This is a genomic window from Roseomonas sp. CAU 1739 (assembly GCF_039839775.1).
Lineage (GTDB): Bacteria > Pseudomonadota > Alphaproteobacteria > Acetobacterales > Acetobacteraceae > Neoroseomonas.
This window is the reverse complement of record NZ_JBDOQQ010000004.1, coordinates 139,765-159,965: the sequence shown is the minus strand read 5'-3', so window position 1 is coordinate 159,965 and position 20,201 is coordinate 139,765. Positions and strand designations below refer to the sequence as shown.

The following is a 20,201-nucleotide window of genomic DNA, read 5'->3' as shown; positions in this document are numbered from 1 at the left end:
CAGCGTCGCTAGATCCGCTGGCCTGTTGCCTTGTCGAAGAGATGAATCAGCGCCGGATCGGGGCTGACGCGCAGCACCTCCCCATGGCGGGTGGTGACGCGTTCGCGGAAGGCGCCGAGCAGATGCGCCTCGCCCACATGCATGATGACCTGCGTCTCCGACCCGGTCGGCTCGACCACATTCACCACGCCCTCGAGCCCGTTGGGGTCAAGGCGCAGATGCTCGGGGCGGATGCCGTAGATCACCTCGCCCGAGGTGGGCGCGCCGGGAGGCAGCGGCCAGGCGACGCCACCCGGCCCGCGGAATGCCCCGCCTTCGATGCGGCCTTCGATCATGTTCATCGCCGGGGAACCGATGAAGCCCGCGACGAACAGGTTGGCCGGGCGGTCATAGAGTTCGAGCGGCGCGCCGGCCTGCTCGATGCGGCCGTGGTTCATCACCACGATCAGGTCAGCCATGGTCATGGCCTCGATCTGGTCATGGGTGACATAGACGGTCGTCACCTTCAGCCGCTGGTGCAGTTCCTTGATCTCGGAACGCATCTGCACGCGCAGCTTGGCGTCGAGGTTGGACAGCGGCTCGTCGAACAGGAAGACCTGCGGGTTGCGCACGATGGCGCGCCCCATCGCCACGCGCTGGCGCTGGCCGCCGGAAAGCTGGCGCGGGAAGCGGTGCAGCAGCATCTCGAGGCCAAGGATCTTCGCGGCCTTCTGCACCTCCCGCTCCATGACCTCGGCCGGTGCGCCGGCGAGCTTCATGGAGAAGGCCATGTTCTGGAACACGGTCATGTGCGGATACAGCGCGTAGTTCTGGAACACCATGGCGATGTCGCGGTCCTTGGGCGGGACGTTGTTCACCACCCGCCCGCCGATCGCGATCTCGCCGCCCGTGATGTTCTCCAGCCCTGCGAGCATGCGCAGCAGTGTGGACTTGCCGCAGCCGGATGGCCCGACAAGCACGACGAACTGCCCATCCTCGATGCCCACGCTGACCCCATGCAGGATCTGCGTGCTGCCAAACGCCTTCCGCACCTCGCGGATATCGACCGTCGCCATTCAGCCTCCCTGATGCCAGGGCGGGTTCGTCCCCGCCTCGTGGCCGTTCCCCCCTACAGGCGGGAGACGGCGGTTTCCTTGGACGTGATGAATTCGAGCAGCGCCGGCGTCCCGTTCTTCGTCTGCTCGATGCCGCGTTTGATGGCCGGGATGATCTCCGCGATCGTCGTCACCCTCTCGCCGTAGCCGCCGAAGGCGCGCGCCATGGCGGCATAGTCGCCCGAAATGTCGGTCGAGCGATACTTTTCCGTGCTGATCGGCATGACTTTCAGCTCGATCGCCATGGAAAAATTGTTCAGCAGGATCGACAGGATCGGGATGCGCTCGCGCACCGCCGTCTCGAAATCCATGCCGGTGAAGCCGATCGCCGCATCGCCCCAGACGTTGATGCACAGCTTGTCGGGCGCCGCGAGCTTCGCCCCCATCGCCAAGCCCAGCCCGTAGCCGAGTTGCGTCGTCTTGCCCCAGCCGAGATAGGACAGCGGCTTGCGCGCCACCCAGAAGGGCGACAGCTGGTCGCGCGGGCTGCCGGCATCATGGGTGATGATGGTGTTGTCCACATCGACCGTCCGCCACAGGTCGCGGATCACCCGATACGGGTTGAGCGGTTCCGCATCGCTGTCCGTCTTGGCGGCCCAGGCGGCGAGCCATTCGTCGCGGTGCTGTTTGATCTCGGCTGCCACCGGTGTGGCGTCGCGCTTCTGCTTCACCCGGTCGGACAGGGCGGCGATCAGCGCATCCAGCACCAGCGCCGCATCGCCCACCAGCCCGATGTCGCAGCGGACATCCTTGTTCAGGTGATCCGGGTCGAGCGTGGCGTGGACGATGGTCTTCCCCGCCGGCATCTTCACGCCGAAATTGGTCTCGGTGAAGGAACAGCCGATGCCGAAGATCAGGTCGGCGGTGTCGAGGAAATGCCGCACCTGCTTCGGGATCGCCAGGCCGCCGGACCCCAGCGCGAGCGGATGATCCTCCGGAAAGGACGACTTACCGCCGAGGCTGGTCGTGACGGGCGCCGCGAGCAGTTCGGCCAGCGCCTTCAACTGCGGCCAGGCCTTCGCCCAATGCACGCCGGTGCCGGCATAGATGACCGGCCGCTTCGCCGCCGCGATCGCATCCGCCGCGCGCTTCACATCGGCCGGGTCCGGCCCGTAGCGCGTGGCGATCACCGGCGTATAGGCCAGTGGCTCGGGCACCTCCTCATTCCACATGTCGGTCGGGATCTCGACCAGCACGGGGCCGCCGCGGCCGTTGCGCAGCTTCGAGAAGGCGCGCCGCAGGACATTCGGCACCTCGGCCGCCGAGGTGATCGGCTCCGCCGATTTCGTGATGCCGCGCATCTGGACCGAGGAATTGAAGTTCGGATCGATATGCGCAAGCCGGCGCGGATAGCCCATCGGCAGCACCAGCACCGGGATGCTCTCGCCATAGCATTGCGCGACGCCGCCATAGGCGTTCTCGGAGCCCGGCCCGTGCTGCATGCAGAAGGCGCCGATCTGGTCGCCCGACGTGACGCGGCTGATGGCGTCCGCCATGTGCAGCCCGATGCGTTCCTGCCGCACCATGATCGGACGGATGTCGATCGCGGCCGCGTGTTCGATCAGGTGGTTGACCGGATAGCCCGTGAGGATCTGGATGCCCTCACGCTTCATGATCTCGGCGATTGCCGCGCCCAGCTTCATCGTGCCGTTTCCTCTGCGCCGGCGCTCTGATGGCGCGACTGCTATGGCAGCCTAGCCACCGCCTTGCGTGGACGGCAACCCCCTGCCGCGCGGTGCCCAAGGCGCAGGCAGGGTTTTTGCAGCGACCCTTAACTTTCGTGCCGCGTCGCGGCGAAGGCGCCGTGCCGTCGTCAGATGGCTATGGCGTAGGCCGGCCGGCGCGGATCGGCGCCGGCTTCGATGAGGCCAGTCGCCGGGTTGGTGCGGATCAGTTCGACGCACCCGGCGAGCGCGGTCCAGTCGGGCCAGTCGGCGATGACGTGGCCACGCGCGGCCAACGCCTCGCGCACCGGCGCGGCGATGCGGCCTTCCAGCGCCAGGCGCCCGGGGAAGTAGTCATGCGGCGCGGAGGAAGACGGGAAGGCATAGGTGGCCACGCGTGGCGCCTCGATCGCCGCCTGCGGTTCCATGCCGAAATGCAGCAGGTTCAACAGCACCTGCAGCATCGCCTGCGGCTGCACATCATTGCCCGGTGTGCCGAAGGGCATGATACCGCCATCGCGCAGCGCCACCATCGCCGGCGCCGGCGTCAGCCGCGGCCGCTTGCCCGGCGCATAGCCGGCGGGATGCGCCGGATCGGTGCGGTTCTGCGACCCACGTCCCGAGACCATCAGCCCCGTCCCCGGCACCAGCGGTCCGGTCCAGGACCCGTCCGATGGCGTGGCCGACACCGCATTGCCCCATTGATCCACCACGCAGATGTAGGAGGTGCCGGCCTCGACCGGCGGCTCGATCTCCTGCGAGACCTCATGCGCCACATCCCGTCCGGCGCCAATCAGCCGTTCGGGCATGCCGGGATGGGCGTGGGCGCGGTCGATGGCGGCGGCGCGGTGCCCGACATGCGCCGGCGACAGCATCGTCTCGATCGGCACATCGACGAAGCGCGGATCGCCGACATGGTATTCGCGGTCGGCGAAGGCACCCTTCAGCGCCTCCGCAATCACATGCAGATACTCCGGGCTGTTATGCGCCAGGCCATCGAGGCCGATGCGCTCGGCGATCAGCAGCGCCTCCAGCAGCACCGGCCCCTGGCACCATGGCCCGCAGCCATGCAGCGTGTGGCCGCGCCAATCCACCGACAGCACGGGTTCCAGCGGCGATCGGTAATTGGCCAAATCCGCCATGGACAGGAAGCCGCCCTCGCGCGCCTGGAAGGCGGTGATCTCGCGCGCCAGGTCGCCGCGGTAGAAGGCATCGTGCGCGGCCTGCAACCCGGCCTCCCGGCCATGCTTCGCGGCCGCCTTCTCCTGGTCGATCATGTAGCCGATCGATCGCGCAAGGTCGGCCTGGACGAATTTCTCGCCCACCTTGGGCGGCGTGCCGCCAGGCTGGAAGATCTCGGCATTGTAGGCCCAGCGCGCATAGTCGGCCGCGCGCTTGTCGAGGTTGTTGGCCAGCACCGCATAGACGGCGAACCCCTCGGCGGCGAAGCGCATGGCCGGTGTCGCGACGTCGGCGAAGCTCATCGTGCCGTGGCGGCGCAGCGCGGTGATCCAGGCATCGGGTGCCGCCGGCACCACGGACCGCAGCACGCCCGGCGGCATCTTCCCGCCGTGCTTCTCGCGGAACAGGTCGGGCGGGATAGAAGCCGGCCATCCGCCAAGGCCCGCGATGGTCTCAACCGGTCCATCCTTCATGCGGATCATGATCGGCGCGACGCCGGCGAAGCTGACGATGTCCGGATGCAGCACGCCGAGCGCGATGCCGGCAGTGCAGGCTGCATCCACCGCATTGCCGCCGCTCTCCAGCACGGAGAAGGCTGCCGCCGCCGCCAGGTAATGCCCGGCGGAGACGGCATGGCGCGTGCCGGTGATGGTGGGGCGCGTGAGCATGGCGGTCTCCCTTCAATCCGGCCTGGCGCCGGAACGCTGCACGACATCGGTCCAGCGGCGGATCTCCACCGGCAGGAAGGCGGCGAAATCAGCCCCGCTCAGGCTGCGCGGACGCATCCCGGCCGTCATCATGATCTCCTGGAACGGTGCGGAACCCGTTGCCTGGCGGATCGCCTCGCTGGCCGCGGCGACGATGTCGGGTGGCGTGCCGGCGGGCATGGCGAAGCCGATCCAGCCGCTCGCCTCATAGGCGGGGTAGCCGATCTCGGCGAAGGTCGGCACATCCGGCAGCAGCGGATCGCGCGTCGGCCCGGTGGTGGCGAGCGCGCGGATGCGGCCGTCGCGGATGCCCGCCACGAGCGCATTGATGGTGTTGAAGGTCATGTCCACCTGGCCGCCGAGCAGGTCGGTCACCGCCGGCGGACTGCCACGGTAGGGAACATGCACGATCTCGACGCCCGCGGTCAGGCGGAACAATTCGCCCGCCATATGGGTGGAGGATCCGCTGCCGGCCGAGGCCCAGGTCAGCGTCGACGGCGCCGCCTTCGCCGCCGCCACCACATCCGCAACGCTGTGGAAGCGTGAATCCGCCCGCACGCCGAGCGCGCAGTCATTCGACGCACCGAGCCCGAGCGGTGCGAATGACGTCAGCGAATCATAGGGAATGTTCGGCATCATCGCCGGCGAGATGGCCAGCGAGGAGGAATTCACCACGCCCATCGTGTAGCCATCGCGCGGTGCCTTCGCCAGCACGTCGGTACCGATGGTCCCGCCGGCGCCAACGCGGTTCTCGACCACCACCGCCACACCCCAGGCATCCTGGAGCTGGCGCGACACGGCGCGGCCCACGATGTCCATGCCGGAGCCCGGCGCGGCGGGGATGATCATGCGCACGGGGCGGTTCGGCCAGGGCGCGGTCTGCGCCCCGGCAAGGCGCGGCGCCAAGGCCAGCCCCGCTGCCAATCCGAGCCAGCCCCGCCGTGACGTGCCGGCATGCCGGGGCTGGCGCGTGCGTGGACCGGGTTCCGACATGGGCTGACCTCGATGCTGGACGGCGCGAGTTTGCGCCGCTTCGCAAATGCAGCAAGCCCCTATCTGGCGCCGGTCAGCGACCCTTGAACACCGGCTTGCGCTTCTCCGCGAAGGCGGCCAGCGCCTCCTTGGTGTCCTCGGTCTTGGCCAGCAGCGCGGTCTGGGTCTGCTCGTAGACGTAGCCTTCGCGCAGCGGCATGTATTCGTTCAGCGTGAAGGCGCGCTTTGCCGCCTCCACCGCCAGCGGCACCTTGCCGGCGATCTGCCTTGCCATGTCCTGCGCCGCCGGCAGCAGGTCGGCCTTGGGGTAACAGCCGGAGGCGACGTTCATGCGGTACAGTTCCGTCCCCGACAGGCGCCGCGCCGTCAGCAGGAACATGCGCGCATCCGACTGGCCGAAATGCCGCAGCACATGCTTCACGCCGCCGGCGAGGCCCACATCGACCTCGGTCATCGACATGAAGGCGTCGTCGGCGACCAGGATGATGTCGCAGACCAGCGCAAGCACGCAGCCCGCACCGATCGCCGCCCCGTTCACCGCCGCGATCACCGGCTTCGAACATTCCATCACGCAGTCGAAGCCCGCGCGCACGGCGCGGCTGTGGCGCGGATAGGCGCCGCGCGTTGCCACATTGGGCCGGTCCTTCAGGTCCGCCCCGGCCGAGAAGGTCTTGCCCGCGCCGGTCAGCACGATGGCGCGCACCTCGTCGGTTTCGTGCAGCACGTCGAAGATGCGCGTGACCTCGTCACGGAACACGCCGTTCTGCGCATTGACCGGCGCGCGGTCCATGAAGATCGTCGCGACACCGTCGGCGACCTCGATGCGGAAGACCGTCAGGTCCTCCAATCCTGGCAGGGTGCTCATGCGGCGAAGGCCACGCCCTTCTCGGGCACGACCACCTTGGCATTGGCGCCGTTCATCTCCGCCACGAAGCCCGAGGCATCGGGCAGCAGCAGGCCGAAGGTCGCGTAGTGGCAGGGGATGGCGGTGCGCACGGATGGCAGGAAGCGCTTGACCGCAAGGGCGGCGCTGCGCGGGCCCATGGTGAAGCGGTCACCGCAGGGCACCATGGCGATGGCGGGTTTGTACAACTCGTCGATCAGCGCCATGTCGGCAAAGATCTCGGTATCGCCCATGTGGTAGACGGTCGGCTGCGCCTTGTCCTTCGGCGTCACCACGATGCCGTTCGGCGAGCCGAGGCAGTGCGACACGCCGTTCTCGTCCATCTCCGAGGCGGAATGGAAGGCGATGGTCAGCGACACGCTGAAATCACCCTGGTCAGTCGTGCCCCCGGTGTTCATCGGGTCGAATTTCTCGATCCCCTGGCGCGCGAGATAAACGCCGAGATCGTAGTTGGTGACCAGCTTCGCCCCGGTGCGCTTGCAGATCGCCACCGTGTCGCCGATGTGGTCGCCATGGCCATGCGTCAGCAGCACATGCGTGGCACCGGCGCTGGCGGCTTCCGCATCGCCGCCGAAGGCGGGGTTGCCCGACAGGAAGGGGTCGATCATCACGACCGAGGTGCCGAATTCCAGCCGGAAGGCAGAATGGCCGAACCAGGTGATCTTCATCCGTGCTGCTCCGTCGATCAGGGGAAGGTCATGCGGATGGTGTCGGCGATCAGGGCAGGCTTCGTCTGGCCCTCGATCTCCATAGTCTGGCGCACCACGATGCGGTGGGTGCCGTTGGCGCCATCCTCCACGCCGACCAGCGCCTGGCGCAGCCGCACCTTCGCCCCCGCCTGCACCGGATTGATGATGCGCACCTTGTCCGACCCGTAGTTCAGCGTGCGCGACGGCCAGGACACCTTGTAGACCCCGCCGCCGAGCTTCGGCAGCAGCGACAGCAGCAGGTAGCCATGGGCGATGGTCTTGCCGCCGGGCATCTGTGTCTTGGCGCGCTCCACATCGACATGGATCCACTGGTGGTCGCCGGTGACCTCGGCGAAGCGGTCGATCATTTCCTGCGTCACTTCCAGCCACTCGCCGACACCGAGTTCCTGGCCGATCAGCGCCTTCAGGGCGTCCGGCGTTTCCACCACGCGCATGCGTTCCTCCTTACCTTACGGGCGCGGAGTGTCGTGCGGGGGCGCGTCGCGATCAACCCCGCTTCCCGGCCATGCGGCCACCGCCTAGCCTGCCGGCATGCCCCTGCTGCCCGGTACCCCGCGATTCATCGCCGCCATGGTCACGGCCCAGGTGCTGACACAGATCGGCGCCTTCACCCTGCCCGCGCTGCTGCCGGTGTATATCGATCGCTGGTCGCTGTCTGGCACCGAGGCGGGCTGGCTGATCGGCATCTTCTTTGCCGCCTATGTGCCCGCCGTGCCGCTGCTGCTGGCGCTGACCGACCGGGTGCCCGCGCGGCGCATCTACCTGGTGGGCACCGGGGCGACGGCGCTGGCGCATCTCGGCTTCGGGCTGCTGGCGGATGATTTCTGGTCGGGGCTGGCCTTCCGGGCGCTTGCCGGGATCGGCTGGGCGGGGGCCTACATGCCCGGGCTGAAGGCGATCGCCGATCCGCTGACCGGCAGCGCGCAGACGCGCGCGGTGTCGTGGCATGCGGCGGGTGTGGGCTTCGCCGGCGCGCTGTCCTTCGCCATGGCGGGTGCGGTTGCCGCACTGGCGGGGCCGGATGCGGCTTTCTTTGCCGGCGGCATCATGGCCGCGGGCGCCTTCGCCATCGCGCTGGTCATCCTGCCGGACACGGCGCCGCCACCGCGGGCAGGCGGCGGGCGGCTGCTCGACTTCCGTCCCGTGCTGCGCAACCGGCGCGCGCTCGCCTGGATCGCGGGATATTGCGTGCACACGCTGGAAATGGCGGTGCTGCGCGCCTGGGGCGTTGCCTTTCTCGTCGCATCCTTTGCTGTGACGGCGCCGCCATCCTGGTTGCCGGGGCCGACCGTGCTGTTCACCATCGCCGGGGTCATCGGCATCGTGGTGTCGCTGTTTGGAAACGAAGCCTCGGAGCGTTTCGGCCGCGCGCGCATCGTCACCGTAGCCATGCTCGGCGGCGCGGCGCTGTCGGTGGTGACGGGATTCAGCGCGGGCGCGGCGCCGCTGGTCGCGGTGGCCTTCGTCTTTGCCTGGAATGCGGCGATCTACCTCGACAGTTCAGCCCTGACCGCCGGCACGGTGCAGGCGGCGGATCCCGCGCTGCGCGGTGCAACGATGGGGCTGCATTCCATGGCGGGCTATGCGGGTGGGTTCGTCGGGCCCTTGCTGACAGGCGTGGTGCTGGACCTCGCGGGCGGAGATGGTGCCCTGGCCTGGGGCCTGGCCTTCGGTCAGGTCGCGCTGACCACCCTGGCGGGTTTCGCGGTGCTGCGGTGGCTGGGCCGCGCGGCCTGATGACCGCGCGGCACGCCGGTCAGTCCACCGCGAAACAGTAGAACAGCCCGCCACCGCCCGTGCTGCGCAGCCCCTCCACCGTGCACCCGCGCGAGGGATGGGAGGTGTTCCAAGACCGCGACGGCGCATCGTCCTGCAACCCGCGGCGGTCGTGATGGCCGAGCATCGCCGACCCGTCCGCCCCGCCATAGGTCCAGTTGCGGCAGGTTCTGTCCTCGCTGCCCGAGAACGCCGTGCCGTCGGCCTGGGATCCGGTGAGCATGTCATGCGTGTTCGGCGTGTCGCCACCGCCATTAACCACCGCGCCACGCTCGTTCAGCGCGGTCTGTTTGGTCAGGTTGTTGCTGTCGCTGTGCAGGTCCTCGACGCTGCGGGCGATCACCACGCCCTGCGTATTCTGCCAGGGCCCACGGCCGATGCGGTCGCGCGCATTGACCGCCGGCGTGCTGCCGGTGGCGCTGGTGCTGAGGTAGGCGCGCCAATTGCGCGGCCCGACGCCGGTGGCGAGCGCCAGGGCCTGGCAATGCGCGTCCGCCCCGGCCAGCCCGCCGAGATCGCCACCGCGACCGCTGCCGACACTGGTGACGAAGAAGGTCATCTGCCCGGGCTGCGGTGCCTGCGCCTGCGCGGCGGGGCTCAACGCAGCCATCGCGGCGCAGACAACAGACAAGGCCATGGTTCGATTCATGCGGCGTCTCCCTGTCCGCGCCGCGTCGACCGGGCGCGTTGGCGCATCATGGGATCACGCAAGGCCCAGCGGCAACTCGCGGTCCAGAGAGATGGCAGCCAAGGCGACCTGCATGCGTCCGTGCTTACCGAAGCCGGTCGAGCGCCTTGCCTAAACGAGCGCGCTCAACCGCCTGGCTAATTCCGCGCGGGCGGAACCTGATCTAGGCCACCAGGGACGCGGCCAGGAACAACCCGCCGGCCACCGCTGCACAGACGCCGGTCGCCTCGCGCAGCCGCGGCAGGCGTGCGCCGAAGTGACGTGCCAACATCATGGCGCCCAGCCCGATGGCCGCCTGCGTCAGCGCCAAGGCCGCCAGATAGGCCGCCAGCGGCCCCTGTTCCGCCCCGATAATGGCTTCGGCGAAGGCATGGCCGTGGAACAGGCCGGCAATGCCGAAGGCGACCGGCAGCAGACGGGCCGGGATGCGGTTCCACAGCAGCGCAACCCCGACGGCGAGGACCGTCACCGACACCATCACCTCGACCGGGCCGAGCCCGAAGCCGGCGATATGGATCAGGCTGCCGGCAAAGCCGCCGAGCACGAAGGCGAGGATGGCCGTCAGGCCGATGCCCGCCGGCAGCGCCGCCGCCAGCACGCCCGTCGCCAGCAGGAAGGCCAGGTGATCGACCCCGATCACGGGATGGCCGACGCCGGAGGCGAAGGCCTGCCCCCATGTCACGGGCATCATCCCGCCCATCGCGTGATGGGCCAAGGCCGGCAGCGGCAGCAGGGCGATCAGGGCAGCGAGGCGCTTCATCGTCGTCTCCTTGAAGGTGCATCGTCGCCGCAGCGGCGCGCCCCTGCAAGAGCGGCCGCGACGCGCCATGTTCAGCGACGATGCTCGCACACGAACCCGTCATCCGCCTGGCCGTCTTTGCCGCCGTACTGGTGGCCATGGCGGTGCTGGAACACGCATTTCCGCGGCGGCCGCAACGGCTGGCCTGGCGGCGATGGCCGTCCAATCTCGGGTTGGTGGCGGTGTCCTCGGTGTTGCTGCGGCTGGTGGCACCGGCCGGGGCGGTCGGCGTGGCGGTTTGGGCGGAGGCCTCGGGGATCGGCCTGTTCCCGGCCCTGGGCGTGCCGGCCTGGCTGGCGGGAGTGGTGTCGGTCGTGCTGCTCGACCTGCTGGTCTATCTGCAGCACCGGGTCTTTCATGCGGTCCCGGTGCTGTGGCGGTTGCATCGCGTGCATCATGCGGATCCGGAGCTCGATGCCTCCTCCGGCCTGCGCTTCCATCCGGTGGAGATCCTGCTGTCGCTGGCCATCAAGGCGGTGGCGGTGGTGGCGCTTGGCGCACCCGCGGCGGCGGTGCTGGTCTTCGAGGTGCTGCTGAATGCGACCGCCCTGTTCAATCACGCCAATGTCGCGATCCCTGGCTGGCTGGACCGGGTGCTGCGCCGGGTGCTGGTGACGCCCGACATGCACCGCGTCCATCATTCCGAGATCCGTGGCGAGATGGACAGCGACTACGGCTTCTGCCTGTCCTGCTGGGATCGGCTGTTCCGCACCTATGTGGCCGAGCCGTCGCAGGGCCAGCTGGGCATGGTCATCGGTGTTCCGGGGTATCGTGCCGATACTGAACAGCGCATCGATCGCCTGCTGCTGCAGCCCCTGAAGGATGGCGCCTGACCGCGACACCCGCGCCAAAAACCGGCGGTCCAGGCCGCCCCTGCGGCCTGGCGGATGGGGTCCGGGGAAGGCGGCGCCTTCCTCGGTTCCGCCCTCAGATGGGACAGACCCCCGCCTCGCATTGCAGCCTGGCGAGATCGACCGCCTCGGCCAGCCCCGGATCGCGGATGCCGGCGACGATGCCGCGGAAGTCGTCTTCCGACACTTCCTCCTCCGGCAGGTATTCGTAGCCAAGGTCGCGATCGGGCCGGGAAGGCAGCACAGCGCAGCAGCGCAGATACGGCTGGTGCGCGCGCAGCAGCGCGCGGAAGGCGTCTGGCCCGACGCGGTCGGTGGCGATCTTCAGCGTGTAGGATACCTGGTTGCCACGCTCCGCACCGATCCAGTGGCGTTCGAGCAGCATGAGCCAGTGATACTGTTCCTCCGGCGTGGCCTCGGGGGCGATCACGAGGCGTTCGCCGATGCCCAGGCGCTGGATCAGCGGCATGGTCGGGAAGCCGACCACGGTGACGCCGGGGAAGGTCTCCAGGGCGCGGATGGGATAGCCGCGGGCGGCGTAGGCCGCGATCAACGGATCGCCGTCCGGCAGGAAACCGCCCTGCCCGTCCGGTCCGCCGCGGAACTGCACCCAGCGGAGATACTGTCGCCGCGCCGGCAGATGGGCGCCCTCGGTCAATCCGAACAGCTTGCTGGTGGTGCCGGCGGGCTTGATGGTGGTGACCGTCACCGGCGCCGCCATGCCGAGATGGGCAGCATAGCGAGAGGCTTCATCCTTCGCGGCGGCCGAGAGATGCGCAAGCGCGTCCCAGAAAGGCCGTGCGCGGGTTTCATCCAGCAGGTCACGGAAGGCCAGGCCGAAGCGCGCCCAGGCCCATTCGTGCAGCCCGGTGGGACCGATGCCGATGCGGTTCGTGCGAGCGACCTCGGCCGCGTAGAGCGAATCCATCCGATTCACCCGGATCAGGAACCGCACGCCGAGGCGCACCGCATCCTCGACCCGCGCATCCCAGGCGCGGGCGATGTCGCCGGACGCCGCGCCGGGGGTCAGGGTCTCGAGCGGCACGGGGCAGGCGAGCAAGGGTGCGAAATCCGCGATCACGCAATAGCCGCCGGTGACGTGGAGGACCACCTCGCCGCAGGGGTTGGTGGTGACCGGGAAATGCGTGGTCGCGGCGCGGCGGGCGACGTCCTCGAGCAGCGCCGCGCCGGCATCGACACGGTAGCGGGCGGAACCGGCTTCGGCGGTGGCGGGCTTGGCGCGGGCGAAGCCGGTGCGCGCATCCTCCAGCCGGTCGCCGTTGATGAAGCCGGGCTCGCCATTGACATAGGCGCAGGCGGTGGCGGCGTCGAACAGCGCGCGGGCGTGGCGCGTCAGGGGTTCGTCATCCATGCGGTCCAGCCGCGCCCAGAATTCGGCATCAACCATCAGCGAATGGTTCGCGGTCCACAGCCCGCCCTCCGCCTTCAGGCGGACGAAGCGAAGTGCCCCGGGGTCGCGCCAGGACTTGGTCGCCATGCGCGCGGCACGGCGAGCGCCGCCGACCTGGACCTCGGTGGACAGGATGTGGTCGGCGCGCAGCGCCTGTTCCCAGGGGCGCAGCGCCTCGCCATCGGGGTCGCGGTCGCGGGCGGCCTCGATCACCTCCCGCCGCAGATTGATGAAGGCGCGCAGCAGGGAGAGCGGACCGGAGGCCGGACGGCCCTGCATGCCGCGGATCGGCGCGCCCAGCGGGCGCACCTGCGTCAGGTCGAGCAGCAGCGTGCGGCCGCGTTCCCGGCGGAAGGCCATGCCCTCCAGGATCTCGACGGCCTTGGCCCAGCCTTCGCGCGTGTCGGCGATGGTGTGGCGAAGCGCATCCGTGGGCACGCGCGCCAGGTCGTGCACCAGTTCACGTGCGAGCACGTTGCGCACATCGGCTTCCTCGCTGTCGCCAAAGGCATCGAGGCCGATGCCCCAGCGCAGCAGGCCGAATTCCACACCGAAGCGGTGCAGCGCGGCACGGTCCTTCGGCCAGTCGGGATGGGCGGGCGACAGGTACAGCAGCAGCGACGGCGCCTGCGCCCAATCGACCGGGCAGAGATCATCATCATAGGCGCGGCCGACGCCCGCCCCATTCAGCAGTAGGTAGAATTTGGTGAAGGACGCGCCGGCGGTCGCGCAGTTGGTGAAGACCTCCATGTTGCGTCGGGCCTGGCCGGCATCGCCGTGCTGCAGATGCCGGCCCGAGGTGACCAGCGCGCCGGTGGCGATGGCGTTGCGGAGCCGCGCCTGTTCCAGCCGGTCCACAGCGTTCGGCGGGCGGCCGAGCAGCGCCAGGCTGCCGGCCGCGACGCGATCGGCGACACGGCCGAAATCCTCGGCGTCGTCAGCGCGCAGGATGGTGCGCCGGGCGACGGCCAGGCCCATGCCCGGGTCGAAACCGCGGGCGGGCAGCGGAGTGTCGCCGAAAGCCACGCCGGGGGGGCCGGCATCGGCCGTGGGGGCGGGAGCGAAGCCGTCCATTATCTTCTCCGCCACCGGGCGGGGGGAACCGGCGGCACACCCAATATAGCGTTGGTCGACCCGATTTCACACCACATCTCGGAATTGTGGAGCATGGACACGGGACAGTCCGCCGCGCAGGCTGGCGCATCGCCCAGACCCGTCCGAGGCCGCCATGAACGCCGTTCCACCGACCAATTCGCCGATCATCGCGGCCTTCGCCGCGCAGACGCCCGGCAGCGCGGCGGCCTATGCCGAGGCGCGCACCCATTTCCCCGGCGGCGTCACACACGACACGCGCTACGTCCGCCCGCACCCCATTGCCGTCGCGCGTGCCGCAGGCGCACGGAAATGGGATGTCGATGGCAATGAGTATGTCGACTATGCCGGCGGGCATGGCGCGCTGATCCTCGGCCACGCGCATCCGCAGGTGATGGCGGCGGTGGCCGAGCAACTCGCCAATGGCACGCATTACGGCGCCAACCACCTGCTCGAGAACCGCTGGGCGGCGCTGATCAAGTCGATGATGCCGGGTGCGGAGATGATCCGCTTCACCAATTCCGGCACCGAGGCGACGCTGATGGCGCTGCGCGTCGCGCGCGCCGCCACGGGCCGGTCGAAGCTGCTGCGGCTGCGCGGGCATTTCCACGGCTGGCACGACCACATGGCCTTCGGCGTGACCAGCCATTTCGACGGCACGCCGACGCCGGGCATCCTCGAAAACCTCGCCGGCAATGTCGTGCTGGCGGACCCGAATGATGAGGCGGGGCTTGCCGCCGTGATGGCGGCGCATGGCAGCGAGATCGCTGCAGCCATCCTGGAGCCGACCGGGTCCACCTATGGCCAGGTGCCGCTGCGCGAGGACTTCGTGCATGCCCTGCGCTCCGAGACGGCGAAGCACGGCATCGTGTTGGTGTTCGATGAAGTCGTGACCGGCTTCCGCGTTGCGCGCGGTGGCGCGCAGGAGGTGCTGGGCATCACCCCGGACCTGACGACGCTGGCAAAAATCGTCGCCGGCGGGCTGCCGGGCGGGGCGGTGGTGGGGCGGCGGGATCTGCTGGAACTGCTGGACCCGGAACGCGCCGCCGCACGCGGCGTCGAGAAGATCCCGCACCAGGGCACCTACAACGCCAACCCTGTCTCGGCCGCGGCGGGGATCGCGACGCTGGAAATCCTGCGCGACACCGATGCCATCGCCCGTGCGCACACCTATGCCGCCGACCTGCGCGCGGCGATGAACCAGGCGCTGGTGGACATGGCGGTGCCCTGGGCGGTCTATGGCAGCCATACCGGCATCCACATCTTCACCAACTGGAACCGGCTGCCGATCACGCCGGCGCGCTTCGACCCGCTGGCGATGGGCTATGCCGACCTCAAGGTGCCGCGCGGGCTGCAGACGGTGACGAAGCTGCTGCTGGCGCTGCGCACCCATGGGGTGGATTTCTCGCCCTGGCCGGGCGGGCCGGTCTCGGCGGCGCATGGGCCGGCGGAACTGGAAGCGACCGTCGGCGCCTTCCGTGCCGCGCTCGCCGATCTGCGGGCGGAAGGCGAGATTGCGTGATCATGACGGCTGCGCCGCACCTCCGCGCCCGCGCCCTGCTGCTCGGCGAGCGCCTCGATCACCGTGGCCTGCCGCGCGAGGGCGCGCCGACCTTCGACCCCGTGCCGCTCGCCACGCCCGAGGGGTTCACCGCCTTCGCCTTCCGCTGGGGCGCAGTCGTCTTCATCGGCGCCAACCCCGCCCAGGAAGCGGCAGTCGTGGAGATGCTGAAGCCGCGCCTGACCAATGCGCTGGCCAAGCCGATCGAGGAGGTCGCGCAGATCGCCGATGGCGCGGAACAGGATGGCGTCGACCCGGATGGCGTGATCCGGCTGCGCGACCTGTCCGTCGCGCGCCTCGCGGTGGTGGCGGATGCGCTGGCGAAAAGCGCCGCCCTCGCCCATCAGGAATTGCTGTTGGCCGAGGCGCTGGACCGGCTGGAACCCATCGTGACGACGCTTCGCACGGAAGGGCGGCTGGCGGCATCGTCGCGTGCACTGCACCGGCAGATCGGCCATGCGCTGGCGGCGCGCAGCCGTACGACGGCGCGCGTCGAGGCCGAGGACAAGCCGGAACTGCTGTGGGACCATCCCTCGCTTGAGCGCCTGCATGCGCGCCTTGCCGATGAGTATGAGCTGAAGGAACGCAGCGCCGCGCTCGACCGCAAGCTGACGCTGATTTCCGATACCACCGAAGGCGTGCTGTCGCTGATCCAGGGCCGGCGCGCCATGGGGCTGGAGATCGCCGTCGTCGTGCTGGTGGGGATCGAGGTGGTGTTCAGCGTCTGGCACTATGTGTTGATCCCGCTGCTGGGGCTGTGATCCGGCGATGATCCGCGCGGCACGGCTGCTGGCGCTGATGCAGGCCCTGCGGCGGCGGCGCCGCGCCGTCGCGGCGGCGGCACTGGCCGAAGAACTCTCGGTCTCGCTCCGCACCATCTATCGCGATATCGCCACGCTGGTCGCCGAGGGCGCGCCGATCGAGGGCACGGCCGGCCTCGGCTACCGGTTGCGCCAGGGCTTCTTCCTGCCACCGCTGATGCTGACCGAGGAGGAGGCCGATGCGGTGATGCTCGGCCTGCGGCTGGTCGCGGAACGCGGCGATGCGGGGCTGACCGAGGCGGCCGAGGAGGCGATGGCGAAGATCGCGGCGATCCTGCCGCCGGCGGTCGAGGAAGCGGCGGCGGCAAGCCCCCTGCTCGCGGGGCCCGCGCGCGGCAGCGGCGCATCACCGCTGCTGGGTCCGATCCGCGCGGCGATGCGCAGCGAGCACAAGCTGCGGCTACGCTATGTCGATGGCGCCGGGGCGGGCACCGAGCGCGTCGTGTGGCCAATCGCCATCGGTTTCTTCGCCGCCGCCGAGGTGCTCGCCGCCTGGTGCGAGTTGCGCCGGGATTTCCGCCATTTCCGCCTGGACCGCATCGCCGCGGCGACGACCCTGCCGCAGCGGATGCCGCAGCGGCGGCGCGTGTTGCTCGCGACGTGGCGAGCGCAGTCGGATCTCGACGAGATGCCGTGACGGCTGCTGACGGAAACTGACACAGGCACACGGCATCCTCCCGGCATCTGCAAGGGAGAACCCGCCATGGCCGATCCGGCCCTCGTCATCCTGTATGTCAACGACGTCGCGCGCAGCGCGGCCTTCTATGAGGCGCTGCTCGGCGCAGCGCCGGCGGAGGCGTCACCTGGATTCGCGATGTTCCCCCGCGCGGGTGGGATGGGCATCGGCCTGTGGGCGCGCGACGGCGTGGAGCCCGGGCCCGGGCCGGTCGGCGGCAGCGAATTGGCCTTTGCGGTGGCGGATGTGGATGCGACCCATGCCGAGTGGCTGCGGCGCGGCTTCGTCATCGCGCTGCCGCCAACCGAAATGGATTTCGGCCGCTGCTGCGTGGCGCTGGACCCCGACGGGCACCGGCTGCGCGCCTTCACGCCGGCAGCGACGTGATGCGCGGCTGGATCGTCGTCGCCGCGGCCGATCATGCGGCGCGTGGGCAGGCGGGCGGCTTCGTGCAGGCCTGCCATGGCAAGGCGGCACCGCTGCGCCGCATGCGGCCCGGCGACGGCGTTGTCATCTATTCGCCCGCGGCGGTGCGCGGCGTGCCGGTGCCGTTGCGCGCCTTCACCGCCATCGGCACCGTGACGGATGGTGATCCGTATCGCTTCGACATGGGCGACGGCTTCGTGCCGTGGCGCCGGGACGTGGCGTGGCGGTCGGGCACGATGCACGCCCCCATCGCGCCGCTGTTGGGTGACTTGCGATTCACGGCCGGCCGCGTCCACTGGGGCGCACCGCTTCGCTTCGGCCTGCTGGCGATCGAGCCGGAGGATGTCCGCCTGATCGCCGAAGCGATGCGAGCGCCACCATGGGCGGCGTGACGCGCCCTCGTTCTACCGACGATGAGGCCGGGGTGGCGGCGCGACGGGTTCCGCGATGCCGAGGGCGTCGATCGGCACCGAATCGGCCATCGCCATCAAGCCAGCGCGGTTGGGGTGGAGCCGGTCGCCCGCCCCGCCGACCGTGCTGTTGGGGATGAAGGCAGGCTTCAGCTGCCCGGTCGCCTGGTCGATCGTCACCGCGTCGAAATCGGCCACCGCGTCGAAATTGCCGGGGGCGCGGATCCAGGCGTTGATGGCGCGCCGGCGTTCATCGACCTGTGGCGTGCCGTGACCACCATTGTAGCCGAGCGCGGTGGTTAGCGTCGCACCGATGACGCGGATGTTGCGCTCGCGCAGGCGGCGGATGCCCTCGCGCAGGCCTGTGATCACCTGATCGGCAGTGGCCTCGGCGGAACCGAGGTCGTTGATCCCCTCCATCCAGATCACCGTCCGCACGCCGGAGACCTGCAGAACGTCGCGATCTAGCCGCGACAGGGCGGAGGGGCCGCCGGGGATGGGATTCGCCGGCGTGTAGTCGGGTGGGCCGGCAACGCGGTTGCCGCCGATGCCGGCATTGACCACCGAGACGCGCGGCCCGAAGCGTGCGCGCAGCCGGCGCGACAAGGTGTCGGGCCAGCGGTCGTCTCCGTTCATGGTGGAGTTGGTTCCATCGGTGATGGAATCGCCGAAGGTGACGATGACGGGCGTGCCGGTCGGCGCGCGCATGTCCACCATGTCGACGAAGAACCAGGACGCCGTGGTGTAGGGGAAGGCAGCGTCGCTGTCTTCCACCGCATGGTCGCCGGCACCGGGCGCCGTGACGTAGCTCGTGGTCAGCGACTTGGCGTGCCAGGTCATCGGGCCGGTTGGGCCCGGCACATGGAAGCTGATGGCCAGGCGCCGACCCTCCAGCAGCGGATTGCCCGGACCGTGCATGAAGGGCAGTTCCATCGCGTCGCTCCAGGCGGTAGCGCCGGGGGCGATGGTGACGCTACGCCCGCCACCGAAGGTCACCGGCCGGTTGGTGCCGCGCGCGACATTGCCGCCGACGCCCTGCAATCCGGCATGCACGCCCTGGATCACCAGGGGCCGCGTGCCGAAGGCATTGGAGAAGCGCAAGCGCATTGCCGGACCCCAGATATCGGGGCGGACCATCATGCGCATGGTCTGGTCGCGCGCGCCCTCCGCTGGGGTCGGGAACGCGAAGGACTGGTCGGGCTGCGCCGAGGGGTTGCCCGAGGGATAGGGACCATGCGCCGAGGCCGCCCAGGCGCCCGTCCAGGCGCCGTCGCGCGGGGGGCCGCGGCGGCGGTCCTGCGCCAGGGCGGGTGAGGAGACCAAGGCGAGCGCAAAGGGCGCCCCCAGCAGCGGGCGCCGGCCAACACCTGTCATCGTCGCTTCCTCCAATCCGGCGCTCTGCGTCGCCGGTGGGGGAAAGCGTGTACCGAGGCGCCAGGGCCTGCAAGCCTCAGGGCACCAGCACCAGCGCTCCTTCCACTTGTCCTGCCCGCAGCCGCGCCAGCGCTGCCGGCGCCTGGTCGAGCGGCAGCGCCTCGGCCGCGCAGCGCACCGGGATGCGCGGGGCCAAGGCAAGGAATTCCTCCCCATCGCACCGCGTGAGGTTGGCGACCGATCGGATCACCCGTTCCTGCCACAGGATGGCATAGGGAAAGGCCGGGATGTCCGACATGTGGATGCCGGCGCAGATCACGACCCCGCCCTTGTCCACCGCGCGCAGCGCCGCCGGCACCAGCGCGCCGACCGGGGCAAAGAGGATCGCTGCATCGAGCGGCACCGGTGCCTGCAGTTCCGACGACCCGGCCCAGACGCAGCCGAGCGAGCGTGCAAATTCCTGTGAGGCACTGTCACCCGCGCGGGTGAAGGCAAACACCTCGCGCCCTTCGTGGATCGCCACCTGCGCGACGAGATGCGCCGCCGCGCCGAAGCCGTAGAGACCGAGCCGCCGCGCATCGCCAGCCATACGCAGCGCGCGATGGCCGATCAGCCCGGCGCAGAGCAGGGGCGCAGCCTCGATGTCCGAATAGGCATCCGGGATGGCGAAGCAGAAGCGTTCGTCGGCGACGGTGAATTCGGCGTAGCCGCCATCGATCTGGTAGCCGGTGTAGCGCGCCGCGTCGCAGAGGTTCTCCTGCCCGCGCAGGCAGAAGCGACAGGTCCCGCAAGCGAAGCCGAGCCAGGGCACGCCGACCCGGGTACCCATCGGAAAACGCCCGGCGCCTTCTCCGCGCGCGACGACAGGGCCGACGATCTCATGACCCGGGATGACGCCGGGCCGGGCATCCGGCAGGTCCCCATCCACAACATGCAGATCGGTGCGGCAGACGGCGCAGGCGGCGACACGGATCAGCACCTGGCCCGGACCGGGGCTCGGCACCGCGCGGCTTTCCAGCCGCACGGAACGCGAGGCCGCATCCAGGGCCATGGCGCGCATCG

19 protein-coding genes are annotated in these 20,201 nt (G+C 69.8%); 7 read left to right on the top strand and 12 right to left on the bottom strand.

Features of this window, described 5'->3' with window-relative positions; all coding sequences use genetic code 11:
• Positions 1-8: 8 nt before the first annotated feature.
• The 7 genes from AAFN86_RS09255 to AAFN86_RS09225 form a co-directional block, all read right to left on the bottom strand.
• Positions 9-1,055, bottom strand: coding sequence for a sn-glycerol-3-phosphate ABC transporter ATP-binding protein UgpC (locus AAFN86_RS09255; RefSeq protein WP_347543012.1), 1,047 nt, complete (start codon positions 1,053-1,055; stop codon positions 9-11).
• Between the two features lie 53 nt (positions 1,056-1,108).
• Positions 1,109-2,782: a thiamine pyrophosphate-requiring protein gene (locus tag AAFN86_RS09250; RefSeq protein ID WP_347543190.1), complete on the bottom strand. Its 1,674-nt coding sequence runs from the start codon at positions 2,780-2,782 to the stop codon at positions 1,109-1,111.
• Between the two features lie 125 nt (positions 2,783-2,907).
• Positions 2,908-4,608 carry a gamma-glutamyltransferase gene (locus tag AAFN86_RS09245; RefSeq protein WP_347543011.1) on the bottom strand — a complete coding sequence of 567 codons (1,701 nt, stop codon included), beginning with the start codon at positions 4,606-4,608 and terminating at the stop codon, positions 2,908-2,910.
• A gap of 12 nt (positions 4,609-4,620) precedes the next feature.
• Positions 4,621-5,640, bottom strand: a complete 1,020-nt coding sequence (locus AAFN86_RS09240) for a tripartite tricarboxylate transporter substrate-binding protein (RefSeq protein ID WP_347543010.1) — start codon at positions 5,638-5,640, stop codon at positions 4,621-4,623.
• A gap of 73 nt (positions 5,641-5,713) precedes the next feature.
• Positions 5,714-6,505: an enoyl-CoA hydratase/isomerase family protein gene (locus AAFN86_RS09235; protein ID WP_347543009.1), complete on the bottom strand. Its 792-nt coding sequence runs from the start codon at positions 6,503-6,505 to the stop codon at positions 5,714-5,716.
• Complete coding sequence (locus AAFN86_RS09230; protein ID WP_347543008.1) at positions 6,502-7,212, bottom strand: metal-dependent hydrolase; 711 nt, start codon at positions 7,210-7,212, stop codon at positions 6,502-6,504. Before AAFN86_RS09230 ends, AAFN86_RS09235 begins: the two co-directional genes overlap by 4 nt.
• Before the next feature lie 17 nt (positions 7,213-7,229).
• Positions 7,230-7,688 carry a MaoC family dehydratase gene (locus AAFN86_RS09225; RefSeq protein ID WP_347543007.1) on the bottom strand — a complete coding sequence of 153 codons (459 nt, stop codon included), beginning with the start codon at positions 7,686-7,688 and terminating at the stop codon, positions 7,230-7,232.
• 97 nt (positions 7,689-7,785) lie between these two features.
• Here AAFN86_RS09225 and AAFN86_RS09220 point away from each other — a divergent pair, with 97 nt between their 5' ends.
• Positions 7,786-8,991 (top strand): MFS transporter, encoded by a 1,206-nt coding sequence (locus AAFN86_RS09220; protein ID WP_347543006.1) that lies wholly within the window; start codon positions 7,786-7,788, stop codon positions 8,989-8,991.
• A 19-nt stretch (positions 8,992-9,010) separates the two neighbouring features.
• On the opposite strand, the gene AAFN86_RS09215 is transcribed toward AAFN86_RS09220, so the two are convergent.
• Positions 9,011-9,679, bottom strand: a complete 669-nt coding sequence (locus AAFN86_RS09215) for a hypothetical protein (RefSeq protein WP_347543005.1) — start codon at positions 9,677-9,679, stop codon at positions 9,011-9,013.
• A gap of 202 nt (positions 9,680-9,881) precedes the next feature.
• Positions 9,882-10,478: a HupE/UreJ family protein gene (locus tag AAFN86_RS09210; RefSeq protein ID WP_347543004.1), complete on the bottom strand. Its 597-nt coding sequence runs from the start codon at positions 10,476-10,478 to the stop codon at positions 9,882-9,884.
• 80 nt (positions 10,479-10,558) lie between these two features.
• Between AAFN86_RS09210 and AAFN86_RS09205 the strand changes: the two genes are divergently transcribed.
• Positions 10,559-11,350: a sterol desaturase family protein gene (locus tag AAFN86_RS09205; RefSeq protein WP_347543003.1), complete on the top strand. Its 792-nt coding sequence runs from the start codon at positions 10,559-10,561 to the stop codon at positions 11,348-11,350.
• Between the two features lie 94 nt (positions 11,351-11,444).
• On the opposite strand, the gene AAFN86_RS09200 is transcribed toward AAFN86_RS09205, so the two are convergent.
• Positions 11,445-13,853, bottom strand: coding sequence for a recombinase (locus tag AAFN86_RS09200; protein WP_347543002.1), 2,409 nt, complete (start codon positions 13,851-13,853; stop codon positions 11,445-11,447).
• A 154-nt stretch (positions 13,854-14,007) separates the two neighbouring features.
• On the opposite strand from AAFN86_RS09200, the gene AAFN86_RS09195 reads away from it, so the two are divergent.
• The 5 genes from AAFN86_RS09195 (at position 14,008) to AAFN86_RS09175 (ending at position 17,747) form a co-directional block, all read left to right on the top strand.
• The gene (locus tag AAFN86_RS09195; protein ID WP_347543001.1) at positions 14,008-15,393 is read left to right on the top strand and encodes an aminotransferase class III-fold pyridoxal phosphate-dependent enzyme; all 1,386 of its coding nucleotides are present in this window, start codon (positions 14,008-14,010) and stop codon (positions 15,391-15,393) included.
• 2 nt (positions 15,394-15,395) lie between these two features.
• Positions 15,396-16,193 carry an RMD1 family protein gene (locus AAFN86_RS09190; RefSeq protein ID WP_347543000.1) on the top strand — a complete coding sequence of 266 codons (798 nt, stop codon included), beginning with the start codon at positions 15,396-15,398 and terminating at the stop codon, positions 16,191-16,193.
• Positions 16,194-16,200: 7 nt separating this feature from the next.
• Complete coding sequence (locus AAFN86_RS09185) at positions 16,201-16,890, top strand: YafY family protein (protein WP_347542999.1); 690 nt, start codon at positions 16,201-16,203, stop codon at positions 16,888-16,890.
• Between the two features lie 66 nt (positions 16,891-16,956).
• On the top strand, positions 16,957-17,316 hold the full coding sequence (locus AAFN86_RS09180; RefSeq protein WP_347542998.1) for a VOC family protein: 360 nt from the start codon (positions 16,957-16,959) through the stop codon (positions 17,314-17,316).
• Entirely contained in the window at positions 17,316-17,747 is a 432-nt protein-coding gene (locus AAFN86_RS09175; protein ID WP_347542997.1) for an EVE domain-containing protein, read from the top strand. The genes AAFN86_RS09180 and AAFN86_RS09175 overlap by 1 nt, the downstream gene beginning before the upstream one ends.
• A 12-nt stretch (positions 17,748-17,759) precedes the next feature.
• Here AAFN86_RS09175 and AAFN86_RS09170 read toward each other — a convergent pair whose 3' ends face one another.
• Together AAFN86_RS09170 and AAFN86_RS09165 are read right to left on the bottom strand one after the other, a co-directional pair.
• On the bottom strand, positions 17,760-19,139 hold the full coding sequence (locus AAFN86_RS09170; RefSeq protein WP_347542996.1) for a GDSL-type esterase/lipase family protein: 1,380 nt from the start codon (positions 19,137-19,139) through the stop codon (positions 17,760-17,762).
• Between the two features lie 76 nt (positions 19,140-19,215).
• Positions 19,216-20,199, bottom strand: a complete 984-nt coding sequence (locus tag AAFN86_RS09165; protein ID WP_408906593.1) for a zinc-dependent alcohol dehydrogenase family protein — start codon at positions 20,197-20,199, stop codon at positions 19,216-19,218.
• Between the last annotated feature and the right edge of the window lie 2 nt (positions 20,200-20,201).